Below are 15968 nucleotides of genomic sequence, written 5' to 3'. Positions count from 1 at the left end.
CAGAACACATCGCTCTAAGCTTGCCGTTAACTACGCCAATCCCATTTCACAGCAAAAAAACTGTCTGCAATCGGAGACGCTTGATTCAATTCGCGGCGTTTATACATCGCAATATTAATCATGCTCAAATGCTTATTTTAAAGCAAAAAAAAAGCGACCAACGAGGGCCGCTTTTTGATCTCAGGCGTTGTAAACAATACCTGAGTGTTACATCGCTTTTTTGGTTAGCTCGATAACGCGCAACTTCGCGAGTGCTTTTGCCAGTTCAGCGGAAGCCTGAGCGTAGTCGACATCGCCATGAGAGCTACGAATATGATCTTCAGCTTTATGCTTGGCTTCCAGCGCTTTAGCTTCGTCAAGATCCTCTCCACGGATAGCAGTGTCTGCAAGTACGGTGACCACGCTCGATTGCACCTCTAGGATACCACCGGACAGGTAAATAAACTCCTCGTCACCGTGCTGCTTAACAATACGCACCATACCAGGCTTGATGGCAGTCAGCAGCGGCGCATGGCCTGGGAATATCCCCAGTTCGCCTTCGCTGCCTGTCACCTGGATCTTTTGTACCAGACCGGAAAACATCTGTTTTTCCGCGCTGACAACATCCAGATGGTAAGTCATAGCCATATTACCCTCCTCTCAAGACGTTACAGTTTCTTGGCTTTTTCCACTGCTTCTTCAATGGTGCCAACCATGTAGAACGCCTGTTCTGGCAGGTGGTCATAGTCGCCTTCCATAATGCCTTTGAAACCACGAATGGTATCTTTCAGCGATACGAACTTGCCCGGAGAACCGGTGAAGACTTCTGCCACAAAGAACGGCTGAGACAGGAAACGTTGGATTTTACGTGCACGGGATACCACCAGCTTGTCGTCTTCTGACAGCTCGTCCATACCCAAGATCGCGATAATATCTTTCAGTTCCTGATAGCGTTGCAGAATAGACTGCACGCCACGCGCTACATCATAGTGCTCTTGGCCAACGACCAGTGGGTCCAACTGACGGCTGGTAGAATCCAGCGGGTCAACGGCCGGGTAGATACCCAGAGAGGCGATGTTACGGCTCAATACCACTGTTGCATCCAAGTGGGCAAAGGTGGTGGCTGGTGACGGGTCAGTCAAGTCATCCGCAGGAACATAAACGGCCTGAACAGAGGTGATTGACCCCGTCTTGGTCGAGGTTATACGCTCTTGTAAAGCACCCATCTCTTCTGCCAGCGTTGGCTGATAACCTACTGCTGATGGCATACGCCCCAAAAGTGCCGACACTTCAGTACCGGCCAGGGTATAACGATAGATGTTATCCACGAACAACAGAACATCACGGCCTTCGTCACGGAATTTTTCAGCCATGGTCAGGCCTGTCAGCGCAACGCGCAGACGGTTACCTGGTGGCTCGTTCATCTGGCCATAAACCAGTGAAACCTTGTCCAGTACCTTGGAGTCGGTCATTTCGTGGTAGAAGTCGTTACCCTCACGAGTACGTTCACCCACACCTGCAAACACAGAATAACCAGAGTGTTCGATCGCAATGTTACGGATCAACTCCATCATGTTTACGGTTTTACCCACACCCGCACCACCGAACAGACCTACTTTACCCCCCTTGGCGAACGGGCAGATCAAGTCCATTACCTTGATACCGGTTTCCAGCAACTCTTGGGAATTCGACAGCTCTTCGTAGCTTGGTGCAGAGCGGTGGATAGCCCAACGTTCTTCTTCGCCGATGTCGCCTTTCATGTCGATGGGTTGACCCAATACGTTCATGATGCGGCCTAAGGTAGCTTTACCTACCGGGACTTCAATCGGGTGTTGCAGATCGGTCACTTTCAGACCGCGACGCAGACCATCAGAGGTCCCCATTGCGATACAGCGAACCACGCCACCACCCAGCTGTTGCTGAACTTCCAGCACCAGTTTCTCAGTGCCGTTTTCAACCTCAAGAGCGTTGTACACTTTTGGTACGGCATCCTGAGGGAACTCGACGTCCACCACGGCGCCGATTACCTGGATAATCTTTCCAGTAGCCATCTTAATCCTCTACGTAATTCGTTTACCCGTTGTGTTTCAAATTGCTGGAGCGCTAGCTGCTTTCTTTTCGCTTCCCCGCAATCGGAAGTATTCAGGGTAATAACCTGGTTAAACCGCGGAGGCTCCCGAAACGATCTCGGTGAGTTCCTGAGTGATGCTGGCCTGACGTGCCTTGTTGTATACCAACTGCAGCTCTTTGATCAGGCTACCGCCGTTATCGGTTGCGGCTTTCATCGCTACCATTCGCGCGGCCTGCTCGCTGGCCAGGTTTTCCACGACGCCCTGATAAACCTGTGATTCCACATAGCGGCGCAGCAAAGTATCAAGCAGCACTCTTGGATCAGGCTCATACAGGTAATCCCAGGTTTTTCTCTTCAGCTCACTGTCATCGGAAGGTGGCAATGGCAGAAGTTGCAATATCTGCGGTTCCTGGGACATCGTATTAATAAATTTGTTGTTGACAATGTACAACTTGTCCAAACGACCTTCGTCGAAAGCTTTCAACATCACTTTTACCGGTCCGATCAGGTCCGACAAGGATGGGTTATCCCCCATCCCCGTCACTTGAGCAACTACGTTGCCCCCAACGGAACCGAAGAAAGAGGTCGCTTTAGAGCCAATCAGCGCCAAATCAACTTGAACGTTTTTTTCAGTCCAGTCCTTCATCTCTGTCAATAGTTTTTTGAACAGATTGATGTTCAAGCCACCACAGAGCCCCCGGTCAGTAGACACCACAAGATACCCGACGCGCTTTACGTCACGCTCATCAAGGTACGGGTGCTTATATTCCAGATTCCCTAACGCCAGGTGACCTATCACCTCACGTATGGTTTCTGCATAAGGACGGCTGGCCGCCATACGATCCTGCGTTTTACGCATTTTGGAGGCGGCGACCATCTCCATCGCTTTAGTGATCTTTTGCGTGTTTTGCACGCTAGCGATCTTACTACGTATCTCTTTTGCGCCGGCCATCTCTGCTTCTCCTCATTGCCAGACGGCCTGCTGTCTTTCAATAGCAGGCCGCTGTGCGTTACCAGGACTGGGTTGCCTTGAAGGTATCGAGGATGCCTTTCAGCTTACCTTCGATCTCATCGTTGTATGCACCAGTTTGGTTGATGTGGTTTAGCAGTTCGGCATGCTCGCGATCGGCATACGCAACCAGAGCCGCTTCGAAGCTGACGACTTTAGCCACTTCAACATCGTTCAGGTAGCCACGCTCTGCGGCAAACAGCACCAGAGACTGTTGTGCAACAGACATCGGCGCATACTGTTTCTGCTTCAGCAACTCGGTTACTTTCTGACCATGGCTTAGCTGTTTACGCGTTGCATCATCCAAGTCGGAAGCAAACTGAGAAAACGCAGCCAGTTCACGATACTGTGCCAATGCGGTACGAATACCACCAGACAGCTTTTTCATGATCTTGGTCTGTGCTGCACCACCAACACGGGATACGGAGATACCCGGGTTAACTGCTGGGCGGATACCAGAGTTAAACAGGTTCGATTCCAAGAAGATCTGACCATCGGTAATCGAGATTACGTTAGTCGGAACGAACGCAGAAACGTCACCAGCCTGAGTTTCAATGATCGGCAGAGCGGTCAGTGAACCGGTTTTCCCTTTAACTTCACCTTTGGTGAAAGCTTCAACGTAATCGGCGTTAACACGCGCGGCACGCTCCAACAAACGAGAGTGGAGATAGAAAACATCACCGGGATAAGCTTCACGGCCTGGTGGACGACGAAGCAACAGAGAAATCTGACGGTAAGCAACGGCCTGTTTGGACAGGTCATCGTAAACTATCAGGGCATCTTCACCACGATCGCGGAAGTATTCGCCCATTGCGCAACCAGCATAAGGTGCCAGGTATTGCAAAGCAGCGGATTCTGAAGCAGTTGCCACAACCACGATGGTATTGGCTAATGCGCCGTGCTCTTCCAGTTTGCGCACCACGTTAGCAATGGTGGATGCTTTCTGGCCAATAGCGACGTAAACACATTTGATACCAGAATCGCGCTGGTTGATGATCGCATCAATCGCCAGAGCGGTTTTACCCGTTTGACGGTCACCGATCACCAACTCACGCTGACCACGACCGATTGGGATCATTGCGTCGACAGACTTGTATCCCGTCTGAACAGGTTCATCAACAGACTGACGTTCAATAACGCCTGGTGCGATGGTCTCAACCGCAGAGAAACCGTCGTGCTCAACCGGGCCTTTACCGTCAATAGGTGCGCCCAGCGTGTTAACCACACGACCCAGCAGGCCACGGCCAACGGGAACTTCCAGAATACGACCAGTACATTTAACCTTCATGCCTTCGGCCAGATCCTCATACGGACCCATAACCACGGCACCAACAGAGTCACGCTCCAGGTTTAATGCGATTGCATAACGGTTGCCTGGCAGAGCGATCATTTCGCCCTGCATAACATCGGCCAGACCGTGTACGCGGATGATCCCGTCACTGACGGAAACGATAGTACCTTCATTGTGAGCTTCGCTCACTACATTGAACTGAGCAATGCGCTGCTTGATCAGTTCGCTGATTTCGGTGGAATTCAGTTGCATGCTCCAGTCCCCTTAAGACTGCAAGACGTCTGCCAGGCGTTCTAGACGACCGCGAACGCTGCCATCAATCACCAGATCACCAGCGCGGATAATTACGCCGGCCAGTACAGACTTGTCAATTTTGCAATTCAGCTTAACTTTGCGTGACAAACGTTTTTCCATCGCAGCGGCAATTTTGGCCTGCTGTTCGTCACTCAGTGCGCTCGAAGAGAGCACGTCGACTTCGACAGTGGATTCCAGCGCGGCGCGCAGTTCGATGAACTGTTGCAACACCGCAGGAAGAACCATTAAACGTCCATTTTCGGCCATTACACGGATAAAGTTCTGGCCATGTTCGTCGATCTCATTACCACATACCGCAATAAACGTGTTGGACAATGTTTCAGGTGCAACTGCACCTGAAAGCAATTCCGCCATCTGTTCGTTGCGTGTGACAACAGCAGCAAACGCCAGCATCTGCTGCCAGCGCTCTACGCTTTGGTTCTCAACGGCAAAGTCAAAAGCTGCTTTGGCGTAGGGGCGAGCTACAGTTACAAATTCAGACATCAGCCCCTCCCTCCTTACAGTTCAGCGACCAGTTTATCAACGATGTCGCTGTTAGCAGCTTCATCCACGGAACGTTCGATGATCTTCTCGGCGCCAGCAATAGCCAGCATCGCGACTTGCTTACGCAACTCTTCACGAGCGCGCTTACGTTCGGCTTCGATCTCAGCCTGAGCCTGCGCCACAATTTTGTTACGTTCCTGCTCGGCTTCCGCTTTCGCTTCGTCCATGATCTGAGCTTTGCGTTTATTTGCTTGCTCGATGATCACCTGAGCTTCTGCTTTGGCAGTTTTCAGCTGGTCGGTCGCATTGGCTTGCGCTAAGTCCAAATCTTTTTTGGCACGCTCTGCAGAAGCGAGGCCATCAGCAATTTCTTTCTGACGCTTCTCGATAGCAGCCATAATTGGCGGCCATACGTACTTCATACAGAACCAGACAAACAGGATGAACGCGATAGCCTGGCCGAGGATTGTTGCGTTAAGATTCACAGCACAATGCCTCTTTAAAAGTTAATAATGTGGTTTCTAACGGTAGAGAACGTTCTCTACTTACGCGACAGCAAACATCACGTACAGACCCAGACCAACAGCGATCATCGGGATGGCGTCGACCAGCCCCATAACGATAAAGAACTGTGTACGCAGCAGAGGGATCAGGTCAGGCTGACGCGCAGCACCTTCCAAGAATTTCCCCCCCAGGATGCCGATACCGATCGCAGCACCGATTGCCGCCAAGCCCATCATCACAGCGGCAGCCATGTACAGCAGATCCATATTCAGGTTTTCCATGACAGTCTCCAGTTTGTTTCAGTTTATAAGTGCAAGTGTTTAAAGAAAATCAGTGCTCTTCAGACGCCATCGATAGATAGACAATCGTCAGAACCATGAAAATAAAGGCTTGAAGCGTAATGATCAAAATGTGGAAGATCGCCCAAGGCAAACTCAGGATCCACTGTGACCACCACGGCAACAAGCCAGCAATCAGGATGAAGATCAACTCACCCGCATACATGTTGCCAAACAGTCGCAGACCTAGTGAAATAGGTTTGGACAGCAGGCTGACACCTTCAAGAATCAGGTTGATAGGAATAAATACTGGGTGATTGAACGGCTGCATGGTTAACTCTTTAGCGAACCCACCAATGCCTTTCATTTTAATGCTATAGAACAGAATCAAGACAAATACGGCCAACGCCATCGACAACGTGATGTTCACATCAGCGGTAGGCACCACGCGCAGCGCAGGCAACCCAGCCATCGTACCGAGGTGCGGCAGGAAATCGACCGGTATCAGATCCATCAGGTTCATCAAAAATACCCAGACGAAGACCGTCAGCGCCAGCGGAGCGATCACTTTACTCTTGCCGTGATACATATCTTTGACAGTGCTGTCGACAAAACCGATGATCAGTTCAACAGCGGTTTGCAGCTTTCCCGGTACACCGCTGGTGGCGTTTTTGGCAACCTTGCGGAAAATCGCCAGGAAGACAACCCCGAGAACAACGGAGAAAAACATCGAGTCGACGTTAATCGACCAGAACCCCGTCCCGACCTGAAGATGCGTCAGGTGGTGACCGATATACTCCTGTGGAGTCAAGACTTCTCCTGCAGACATGATGCCTCTTACCCTTATTTAGTTAATTTCGGTAACTGTTAATCACGGTTGGTGCCACTATCTGCACAATCAACACCGCTAAATAGGTCAGGCCGAGCGGCACGAACGCCGCGTTAAACGCCCCAAGCGCCACGATCAGCAAAACGATGGTGATCACGACCTTCAGCCCCTCGCCAATAGCAAACGACCAAGCGACCCTACCGGGTACCGGCTTCTGCGCCTGATGCCGCAAGGCAAACAGCATAAACATAGCATTAGGTAACCAGGCAGCAATGCCACCCGCCAATGCCGAACCACTCCATTCCAGACTTTTCAGGCCGAAAGCAGCGCTGATCAAAACAAAAGTCATTAACTGCAGAAACAGCAGTTTGCGTGCAACTTTTCCGCTGTAAAGGGACACAGGCATGACGTTTGTTCTCTCCGTCCCCCTTAGGGTATGCTGAGTGACGTATAAAACTGCCTTTGCTGTTCTGAGTCAAGCAGCAAAAAACGTGCAAATTATACGGGCCACTCCAACGAATTCAATCGATAAGTAGCGAAAAGGTGAACAATTATTTAAATTTCCCTTTTTAGGGCTATTTTCACAAGAAAACAAACGGAATAATAGGCCCTATTTATTTGTCTGATCATTCCAATATTGCGCCATTAAACGTGCAACCGATCACAATAATGCCCCCTTTCTGCTTTATAACTTACATCAATAATTGACGTTTTTAGCTAAAAAAGTAATAAAAAACCATTATAAATCATTAAATTAAGGAATAGTTATTCAAAAACACTCCTTATACTACGTCAAAACCTTTTATTGACATTTACCACAACGTACCCGCAACAGTGAATACAAAGCAGAATCTTTCACATTTTGTTACTCACATAACAATTACTCCTAGTAATCGAGCCAGTAGCAGCAATAACGAACCACATTATGTTAATAAAAAGTAAATCAATAATAAGAGCACTTAAATGATTAGCCTGCTAACTTTTACATTTCACGCCTACCAATAATTCGCATTTATTTGATAATGAACAAAGTTAGTTTGGCTTTAAAACAACTAAATGCCGCTCTCCTTCCAGTTCAGGCACCTTTAGACGCATCACGGCTTCCAGAGAAATCCCCTCTGGCAATTGTGCCAATTCATCTTCAGGACAAACGCCTTTGAGTGCGTAGAAACGCCCGTGCTCTTTTGCAGGTAAGTGGTGACACCAAGTCAGCATGTCATGCAACGAAGCAAATGCACGACTGATTACACCATCAAAGGGCGGTTCGGCAGCAAACGCTTCCACACGGCTTTGTACTGGCTCGATATTTTTTAGCCCCAATTCATGCTGTACCTGCCGTAGGAAGCGTACGCGCTTACCCAAGCTATCCAGTAATGTGAAATGAGCATCGGGACGTACGATGGCCAACGGGATCCCCGGCAAACCGGGGCCAGTGCCAACATCGATAAAACGAGAACCCGAAAGATGTGTATTTACCACAATACTGTCCAGAATATGACGCACCAGCATTTGCTGTGGATCACGAACAGAAGTGAGGTTATAAGCCTTGTTCCATTTGTCGAGCATACCGACATAACCCAACAATTGCTGCTTTTGTTGATCGGTAAGCACAATTCCTGCCGCTGAAAGCAGCAAATCTAATTTTCTTTGCACAGAAGAATCCTCTGACAGGCCTTGCTCAGCAAGCACTGAACTGAATCATTAAGTGATTATAATAATTCGGGTGCGGAATGATGTCAGCGGCCGTTTTGCTCAATCTCAATGGAGTGGTAAACGGCCGCCTAGCGTGCGGCTTACGCGCTACGACGCATTAAACCCTGCTTTTTCAACCATATCAGCAGAATGGAGATAGCAGCAGGTGTGACCCCGGAAATGCGGGAAGCTTGGCCAATAGAACTGGGCTTATGATCGTTAAGTTTGGCGATCACTTCATTAGATAATCCTGAAACCTGATGATAATCAAGATCTAACGGCAGCAAAGTATTCTCATTACGCTGTTGTTTATCGATCTCATCCTGCTGGCGTACGATGTAGCCTTCGTATTTGACTTGGATTTCTACTTGCTCAGCCGCTTGCTGGTCAACCAAGGCAGGAGCAAAAATGGTTACAGCAGTGAGTCGATTATAATCCATCTCCGGACGACGAAGTAATTCTTCACCGTTAGCTTCACGTGACAGTGGAGCTTTTAGCAAAATATTAACCTGTTCAACGTTTTCAGAGTGAGGATGCACCCAGATATCCCGCAAGCGCTGACGTTCCTGTTCAATATGCTCAAGTTTTTCGTTGTATCGTGCCCAACGAATATCATCCACCAGGCCCAATTCACGACCTTTTTCTGTCAAGCGTAGGTCAGCATTATCTTCACGTAGCATCAGACGATATTCTGCGCGCGAAGTAAACATGCGGTACGGTTCTTTGGTTCCAAGCGTGCTGAGGTCATCAACCAATACGCCCAGATAAGCCTGATCGCGGCGTGGAGACCACCCCTCCTCCTCTGTGGCATAGCGTCCGGCATTTAATCCGGCCAGTAGACCTTGCGCAGCAGCCTCTTCGTAGCCAGTTGTACCGTTAATTTGACCAGCAAAGAACAAGCCCTGGATGAATTTGCTTTCCAAGGTAGGTTTTAAGTCTCGTGGATCGAAGAAATCATATTCAATGGCATAGCCTGGGCGAACAATGCGGGCATTTTGCATCCCTTGCATCGAACGAACAATTTGCATCTGAACATCAAACGGCAGACTGGTAGAAATGCCGTTCGGATAAATTTCGTTGCTGGTTAATCCTTCAGGCTCAAGAAAGATCTGATGCGCATTACGATCGGCAAAACGCATCACTTTATCTTCGATCGAAGGGCAGTAACGTGGCCCGATCCCCTCAATGATCCCTGCATACATCGGGCTACGATCGAGATTATTGCGGATCACATCATGGGTTTTTTCGTTGGTATGCGTAATGTAACAAGGCATTTGTTGCGGATGCTGGCTGGCATTACCCAAGAAAGAGAATACCGGCATCGGTGTATCACCGTGTTGCTCAGCCAATACGCTAAAATCGATAGTACGAGCATCGATACGTGGTGGTGTACCTGTTTTTAGGCGGTTAACACGTAATGGCAACTCTCGAAGTCTTTGTGAAAGGGAGATCGAAGGGGGATCTCCAGCACGCCCACCGCTGTAATTTTCCAGACCAATATGGATCTTGCCATCGAGGAAAGTCCCTACGGTTAGCACTACCGCTTTAGCTCGGAACTTAAGCCCCATTTGGGTCACAGCCCCCACCACACGATCGTTTTCTACAATCAGATCATCGACCGGCTGTTGGAAGATCATCAGGTTTGGCTGATTCTCCAATGCAGTACGAACTGCCTGACGATACAGGACGCGATCGGCTTGGGCTCGAGTCGCACGTACTGCTGGACCTTTGCTGGCGTTTAGTATTCTAAACTGGATACCTGCATGATCAATCGCCTTAGCCATCAAGCCGCCTAGTGCATCGATTTCCTTGACCAGATGCCCTTTACCAATGCCACCAATCGCTGGATTGCAGGACATTTGCCCAAGCGTATCGATATTGTGCGTCAGCAATAAAGTCTGACGTCCCATACGTGCTGCAGCCATAGCGGCTTCAGTACCGGCATGTCCACCACCGATGATAATGACGTCAAATTGATCTGGATAAAACATGGAACTGCACCTCGAAGTACTTGCGGACGATCGTTGTTTGCCCAAGGCTGGGGATTCTACCCAAGTTTAGTCGATCGACCAAGCGCTCAGGATCGTGAGTAATTAAAAGAAGATCTTTTTTATTTAAAGATCTCTTTATTAGATCTCTTATTAGGTTCGGGATCCTCTGTGGATAAGTAGTTATTCGCCATGAGGATCATTGAATTAGTGAAGATCGCTTGCTGTGAATGATCGGTGATCCTGCTCCGTATAAGCTGGGATCTAAATAGCTAGTTATCCACAGATTGAAAAGTATACGACGGTTGTTATTGGGATAACTACTGGTTTTACGCTGCTTTTAAGCATACTTATACACATTTGTTTGCCTGTTAATTAAGCATATTAAGTAAAATAATCCAGTTTTTAGCCCATTCTTCTGCCGGATCCTCTGGTATTTCATGTTTAGTCACGTCGATCTCAAGTCGATCACCGATCCTTTTTGCTCCGCGAGCCCGTAAAAGATCGTCGATCCTTTTGATCGCGCCACAGAAGGTATCGTACTCTGAGCTGCCTAAACCGATGGCACCAAACTGCACTTGGGACAAATCAGGCTGTTGTTCTTCTATTTGTTCTAATAACGGCTGTAAGTTATCAGGTAGATCCCCGGCACCGTGCGTTGAGGATATCACCAACCACACGCCAGATAACGTCAGCTCATCCAATTCAGCACCATGCCGTATATCGGTAGATAAACCGGAACCTTCAAGCTGTTCAGCTAAATGTTCAGCCACGTATTCAGCGCTGCCAAGCGTACTGCCAGTGATCAGAGTAATATCTGCCATTAATCATCCCAACCTTTCTAGAGAGGCTGCATTGTACTCTGTGAATTGGTTGGGATCTACCTGTGGATAATAAGGGAAAAAAAAGGGAATTAAGGTGTGATAGTACGCATAATCGGGTTTTGCAGGGAGATCAGTGTTTCCGTTGACTGGATCTCGTCGATTGTCTGGATCTTGTTGATAAGTACCTGCTGCAAGGCATCTATTGAGCGACACATCACTTTAATAAAAACGCTGTAGTGGCCCGTGGTGTAATAAGCTTCAACCACTTCTTCCAGACTTTCTAGTTTCTTTAGTGCGGAAGGATAGTCTTTGGCACTCTTTAAGATGATGCCGATAAAACAGCATACGTCATAACCCAGTTGTTTAGGGTCTACATCTATTCTGGCACCTGTAATGATCCCAGCTTGCTTCATTTTTTCTACCCGGACGTGGATGGTGCCTGGACTGACAGCAAAATTCTTTGCCAGTTCTGCGTAAGGTGTCCGGGCATTTTCCATTAGCACGTTGAGGATGTCGCGATCGAGATTATCGATCTGATAAATTTCTGGCATAAATCCCCCGTTAATTTGCTGATTATTGAGTTAATAGCGTATAAAAATGAATGATTAAAATAATATTGGCAATATTTATTGATGTATATTGAATGATGGTGCCATTTTGTTGCTTAATCACTGCTAACTAGACAGATTATTTATTTAAGAGATACGGTAATGAAAAAGCAGTTTATTCAAAAACAACAGCAAATCAGTTTCATAAAATCCTTCTTTTCGCGCCAGTTGGAACAACAGCTTAGCCTGGTTGAGGTTCAAGCTCCTATTCTTAGCCGCCTGGGTGATGGTACTCAGGATAACCTTTCCGGTAGCGAGAAAGCCGTTCAGGTAAAAGTGAAAAGTTTGCCTGATTCAACATTTGAAGTGGTTCACTCCTTGGCCAAATGGAAACGCAAAACTCTTGGCAGCTACGATTTCACAGCCGGAGAAGGTCTGTATACCCATATGAAAGCACTGCGTCCAGATGAAGATCGTCTCACACCGATCCACTCTGTGTATGTCGATCAATGGGACTGGGAGCGGGTAATGAGTGACAGTGAACGCAACACGGCTTATCTGCAAGACACGGTTAAACGCATTTATGCAGCTATAAAAGAAACAGAAGCTGCAGTAAGCCGCGAGTATGGTTTCACCCCGTTCCTGCCAGAGCATATCCACTTTATTCATAGCGAAACCCTGCTGCAACGTTATCCCGAGCTAGATGCCAAAGGGCGCGAACGTGCTATAGCTAAAGAATTTGGGGCGGTATTCCTGATTGGTATCGGTGGTAAACTATCTCACGGTAAACCCCATGATGTGCGAGCCCCTGATTATGACGATTGGACCTCGCCGGGTATTGAAGGGCTGGCTGGTTTGAACGGTGATATTGTTGTGTGGAACCCGGTATTACAGGATGCGTTCGAGCTGTCTTCTATGGGGATCCGTGTTGATGCGGCGGCGCTGCAAAATCAACTGACCCTGACAGACGATCTGGAACGCTTGAAGCTGGAGTGGCATCAGTCTCTACTGCGTGGTGAAATGCCGCAAACCATTGGCGGTGGGATCGGTCAATCACGTTTGGTGATGCTGTTGCTTCAGCTGTCGCATATCGGTCAGGTTCAGTGTGGCGTATGGGCACCAGAATTGCGCGAGACGGTTTCCGGGTTGTTGTAAACGTTAATCAGCGCCGCCAGCGGCGCATTAGACGGCTTTTTAGCCCGGTATCAAAACGCCAGATATGATCAAAGATGCGCATGATCCCGGGTTTTCCATAAGCTGACATGGCCACAGCGTGAAAACGTTGTTGATGGCTTTGTTGTTGCAATTTTACTTTCTTAATCACCTCGTCAGGCAACCTTTGGGCAATAAAGTCTGAAATTATCACCGCATCGGCATCAAACCAGTCGCTTTCTACCATTTTGCTTACTGTTGCGTTCAGGCAGGCTGCCAAGTCGGTTCCTCCCCTAAAATGTTGCCCCAAAAAGCGAATGGCTTGTTCGAGCCCACTGGCTGCCGTCAGTTCATAATGAACGATCTGGTTAGCAAACAGCATAATGTAACAACGCCGGTTATCGGCTAGCGCGATGCGTAATAACGCCAGGCAGAAGGCTTTGGCACATTGTTCGTTAAACCCCCCCATTGAACCAGACGTATCAACGCAGACAATAAATGGCCCTCGTGGCTGCCGATCTTGCTGTTTATGCGTGACTTGACGCATCAAGGTTTGCTCCTGCCAGGCATCACCCTGCAGACGATAGCTCAACAACCTTTTTTCCAGTAATCGCCGGTAAAACTCAAATTCCAGTTCTTCAATCCCTAGGATCGCCAGTTCTGTTGGTAATAGCCGCAGAATATCGTCACTTTGATGGATACCGCTGACCTGTTCCGGCTGAATGGCGGGCACCTGAACCATTACGCGAAAGGGTTCAGGTTGAGCGTCTTGCTGTTGTACCGCTTTAGCCTCATAGCTGCGCCCCAATTGTTGGGCCAGCTTTTGTAATTCTGGTTGTTGTTGCAAGAAGTCGCCATATTCCACCAGCCGCAGGTAGTCTCCGCGCTGTAGATGCCCTTTACTCATGTCCCACAATCGGCCTGCTGCAGTATCGTTTTCTGCTAATACCGGTTCTAAGGCGCCGCTTACGGCTAATCGTTCCTGTAATTCAGCCATCAATTGTTCTCGTTCTTGCTCCAGTAATTGGTGGTGCAGCAGAGTGGCTTGTAACGTCAGGCTGATGCGCCAGCGTTGTAGAAACAGCGTCTGAAAACTGTTATCACGCGGATGATTAGGCAGGTCGGCGGCATCGGTCATCTTTCGTGCCTGCTCGTAAAATGGAGAACTCAATTTGTGTAGAAAATCGAGGGTATCGTTGAGGTTATGAAAGAATTGGATAGAACTCTCCAATTGGCACTGTTGATAACGGTAAAATTCTTGGGTGAAGGCTGGAGGAACCATAGTCTGATGAATTCGTTGTTTTAGCTGCAACCTCCAGCGTGGCAGATCTCTATTTAATGCCCGGCGTATTGCCGGAAATTTATTAAAAAATATCATCAACTGCGGTGCGGCAAGCATGCCGATGATCATCTCCTCTATCAGCTCGTTTTCCGTAATGGAAAGCAGTAAATCGAGTGTTTCAAGGTTGAGCATGTTTATTGGCCGCGCATTTGTTGCTGTTGTTGCTTAAGTTGTTCGGAAACCTGTAGCAGACTGGCTTCGATCTTCGCCAGACCTGTTGCCGGAGTAAACAAGCAGGGTTGATGCTGACTAAATAACTGCCGTTGCTCCACCAAGCGCTGGCTCAACGCTTCCATTTCATCTAGCAATGCCTGCGGTGTTCCCCCGGTAGGCTTACCCGGTAGTGTCAATAGCGAAGGTTGACGGCTCACATCCAGCACAATCAGATGCAACTGGTCGTCGACGTCCAGATCAATCTGCTGGGCGAAACCGATACCATTCAACTTGGCGCGAACGTTACCCCCTTTTTGTAGCCAGTTTTCCAGCATGCTTTTTTCGATATTCAGATGATTAACCTGAATGTCGTGCAGTTGCAGCGGTTTTTTCAGCAATAAAGTCAGCGTATTGTCGTTGAGCGGCTCTTCCAGCGCATATTGTGGTTTACGGCTGAACATACCCCCTTTTTTTAATAGGGTGATCGCCTGGCTATCGTTTTGCTGCTGTTGATGCTGCATCCAGCGGTTATGGATCTGTTGTAACTGGATCAGTAACGCTTGCTGTTGGTAGGCTTGTTCAGTGAGTAATTGGTCAATTTGCTGTTGTAAAAGCTTCATGGAAGTCAGGTCGTGCCACAGGCAATCTTTCAACAGTATTAAATCCAGGGGAACAATGGTTTCACGGCCACTGAAAAATGCGCTGGCCTGCAGCAAACGTAGGGTTTTTTTCCAACGACGATCGGAAACGTAGGGCGCTTGTTCCAAGGTATCCAATCTTTGTCGTAGCAGAAATATCAGTTCAAAACAGTTTTCCGGCAGTTTGATTTTATCTATTAGTGGTTGCCATTGGTGGAATTCTTCATCGCTGATACTCAGTGATTCTGGGACTGAGTTTTCGTTTTCGTTCCGTCTACTGACCAGCAGAGAACGGAAATTCTGCTTATCCTGCACTTTGTCTAGCCATAAACGAATCAGCATGCGGTCGTACAGTGCTTCAAGACTGTTGTCGGCTTCTGGTAATTCATTAGAGGCAGTGACCAGCAACCGTAGTGGAATTTTTTCCTCGCTATTACCGTTGCGGAAGCGGCGTTCGTTAATCGCTGTCAACAATGTATTAAGGATTGCCGGTCCGGCTTTCCAGATTTCATCAAGAAACACGATCTCTGCTTCGGGCAGATAACCTGCAGTCAGTCGCTGATAACGCCCTTCATCTTTCAGGGCTTGAATAGACAGCGGGCCGAATATTTCTTCGGGGGTAGAAAAGCGTGTCATGAGGTATTCGAATGAGCGTGCGCTACGAAAGGCAAACTTTAATCGGCGAGCGATCAGGCTTTTGGCAATACCCGGCGGGCCGAGCAGGAATACGCTTTCGCCACATAATGCTGCTAGCAGGCATAGCCTGATTGCTTCCTGCCGTTCATATAGGCCGCTCTCTAGCGCATTGCTGAGGCGGGAAATCCGTTCTGCAAGAAGTGATGATGAGGCCATAAAATTACTCACGTTGTCCG

16 protein-coding genes are annotated in these 15968 nt (G+C 48.4%); 1 reads left to right on the top strand and 15 read right to left on the bottom strand.

Translation table 11 applies throughout. The features are described 5' to 3' along the window. Nucleotides 1-207: 207 nt before the first annotated feature. From OK023_RS17380 to asnC, 13 genes are all read right to left on the bottom strand, one after another. Nucleotides 208-627 carry a F0F1 ATP synthase subunit epsilon gene (locus OK023_RS17380; protein WP_317693886.1) on the bottom strand — a complete coding sequence of 140 codons (420 nt, stop codon included), beginning with the start codon at nucleotides 625-627 and terminating at the stop codon, nucleotides 208-210. Nucleotides 628-647: 20 nt separating this feature from the next. Next, on the bottom strand, nucleotides 648-2030 hold the full coding sequence (gene atpD / locus OK023_RS17375; RefSeq protein ID WP_317693885.1) for a F0F1 ATP synthase subunit beta: 1383 nt from the start codon (nucleotides 2028-2030) through the stop codon (nucleotides 648-650). Nucleotides 2031-2138: 108 nt separating this feature from the next. Then, nucleotides 2139-3002, bottom strand: a complete 864-nt coding sequence (atpG, locus tag OK023_RS17370) for a F0F1 ATP synthase subunit gamma (RefSeq protein WP_317693884.1) — start codon at nucleotides 3000-3002, stop codon at nucleotides 2139-2141. Between the two features lie 58 nt (nucleotides 3003-3060). Continuing rightward, complete coding sequence (atpA, locus tag OK023_RS17365) at nucleotides 3061-4602, bottom strand: F0F1 ATP synthase subunit alpha (RefSeq protein WP_317693883.1); 1542 nt, start codon at nucleotides 4600-4602, stop codon at nucleotides 3061-3063. A gap of 12 nt (nucleotides 4603-4614) precedes the next feature. Continuing rightward, nucleotides 4615-5148, bottom strand: a complete 534-nt coding sequence (gene atpH / locus OK023_RS17360) for a F0F1 ATP synthase subunit delta (RefSeq protein WP_317693882.1) — start codon at nucleotides 5146-5148, stop codon at nucleotides 4615-4617. Nucleotides 5149-5162: 14 nt separating this feature from the next. Then, nucleotides 5163-5633: a F0F1 ATP synthase subunit B gene (gene atpF, locus OK023_RS17355; RefSeq protein ID WP_142008638.1), complete on the bottom strand. Its 471-nt coding sequence runs from the start codon at nucleotides 5631-5633 to the stop codon at nucleotides 5163-5165. A gap of 60 nt (nucleotides 5634-5693) precedes the next feature. Continuing rightward, nucleotides 5694-5933 carry a F0F1 ATP synthase subunit C gene (gene atpE, locus OK023_RS17350; RefSeq protein ID WP_000429386.1) on the bottom strand — a complete coding sequence of 80 codons (240 nt, stop codon included), beginning with the start codon at nucleotides 5931-5933 and terminating at the stop codon, nucleotides 5694-5696. A gap of 49 nt (nucleotides 5934-5982) precedes the next feature. After that, entirely contained in the window at nucleotides 5983-6759 is a 777-nt protein-coding gene (gene atpB, locus OK023_RS17345; protein ID WP_317693881.1) for a F0F1 ATP synthase subunit A, read from the bottom strand. Nucleotides 6760-6781: 22 nt separating this feature from the next. Further along, nucleotides 6782-7165 (bottom strand): F0F1 ATP synthase subunit I, encoded by a 384-nt coding sequence (gene atpI, locus OK023_RS17340; RefSeq protein WP_317693880.1) that lies wholly within the window; start codon nucleotides 7163-7165, stop codon nucleotides 6782-6784. A gap of 626 nt (nucleotides 7166-7791) precedes the next feature. After that, the gene (gene rsmG, locus OK023_RS17335) at nucleotides 7792-8412 is read right to left on the bottom strand and encodes a 16S rRNA (guanine(527)-N(7))-methyltransferase RsmG (RefSeq protein ID WP_317693879.1); all 621 of its coding nucleotides are present in this window, start codon (nucleotides 8410-8412) and stop codon (nucleotides 7792-7794) included. Between the two features lie 140 nt (nucleotides 8413-8552). Continuing rightward, nucleotides 8553-10442, bottom strand: a complete 1890-nt coding sequence (mnmG, locus tag OK023_RS17330; protein WP_317693878.1) for a tRNA uridine-5-carboxymethylaminomethyl(34) synthesis enzyme MnmG — start codon at nucleotides 10440-10442, stop codon at nucleotides 8553-8555. 368 nt (nucleotides 10443-10810) lie between these two features. Next, complete coding sequence (gene mioC / locus OK023_RS17325; protein ID WP_317693877.1) at nucleotides 10811-11263, bottom strand: FMN-binding protein MioC; 453 nt, start codon at nucleotides 11261-11263, stop codon at nucleotides 10811-10813. An 89-nt stretch (nucleotides 11264-11352) separates the two neighbouring features. Continuing rightward, nucleotides 11353-11814 (bottom strand): transcriptional regulator AsnC, encoded by a 462-nt coding sequence (asnC, locus tag OK023_RS17320; RefSeq protein WP_317693876.1) that lies wholly within the window; start codon nucleotides 11812-11814, stop codon nucleotides 11353-11355. A 159-nt stretch (nucleotides 11815-11973) separates the two neighbouring features. On the opposite strand from asnC, the gene asnA reads away from it, so the two are divergent. Next, nucleotides 11974-12966, top strand: a complete 993-nt coding sequence (gene asnA, locus OK023_RS17315) for an aspartate--ammonia ligase (RefSeq protein WP_317693875.1) — start codon at nucleotides 11974-11976, stop codon at nucleotides 12964-12966. Between the two features lie 7 nt (nucleotides 12967-12973). Here the strand turns inward: asnA and viaA are convergent, their stop codons facing one another. Both viaA and ravA read right to left on the bottom strand, forming a co-directional pair. Further along, nucleotides 12974-14437 carry an ATPase RavA stimulator ViaA gene (viaA, locus tag OK023_RS17310; protein WP_317693874.1) on the bottom strand — a complete coding sequence of 488 codons (1464 nt, stop codon included), beginning with the start codon at nucleotides 14435-14437 and terminating at the stop codon, nucleotides 12974-12976. A 2-nt stretch (nucleotides 14438-14439) separates the two neighbouring features. Next, complete coding sequence (gene ravA / locus OK023_RS17305) at nucleotides 14440-15948, bottom strand: ATPase RavA (protein ID WP_317693873.1); 1509 nt, start codon at nucleotides 15946-15948, stop codon at nucleotides 14440-14442. Between the last annotated feature and the right edge of the window lie 20 nt (nucleotides 15949-15968).

The organism is Serratia sp. UGAL515B_01 (assembly GCF_033095805.1).
Taxonomy (GTDB): Bacteria; Pseudomonadota; Gammaproteobacteria; order Enterobacterales; family Enterobacteriaceae; genus Chania.
The sequence above is the reverse complement of the archived record's forward strand: the minus strand, read 5'-3'. Positions and strand labels throughout refer to the sequence as shown.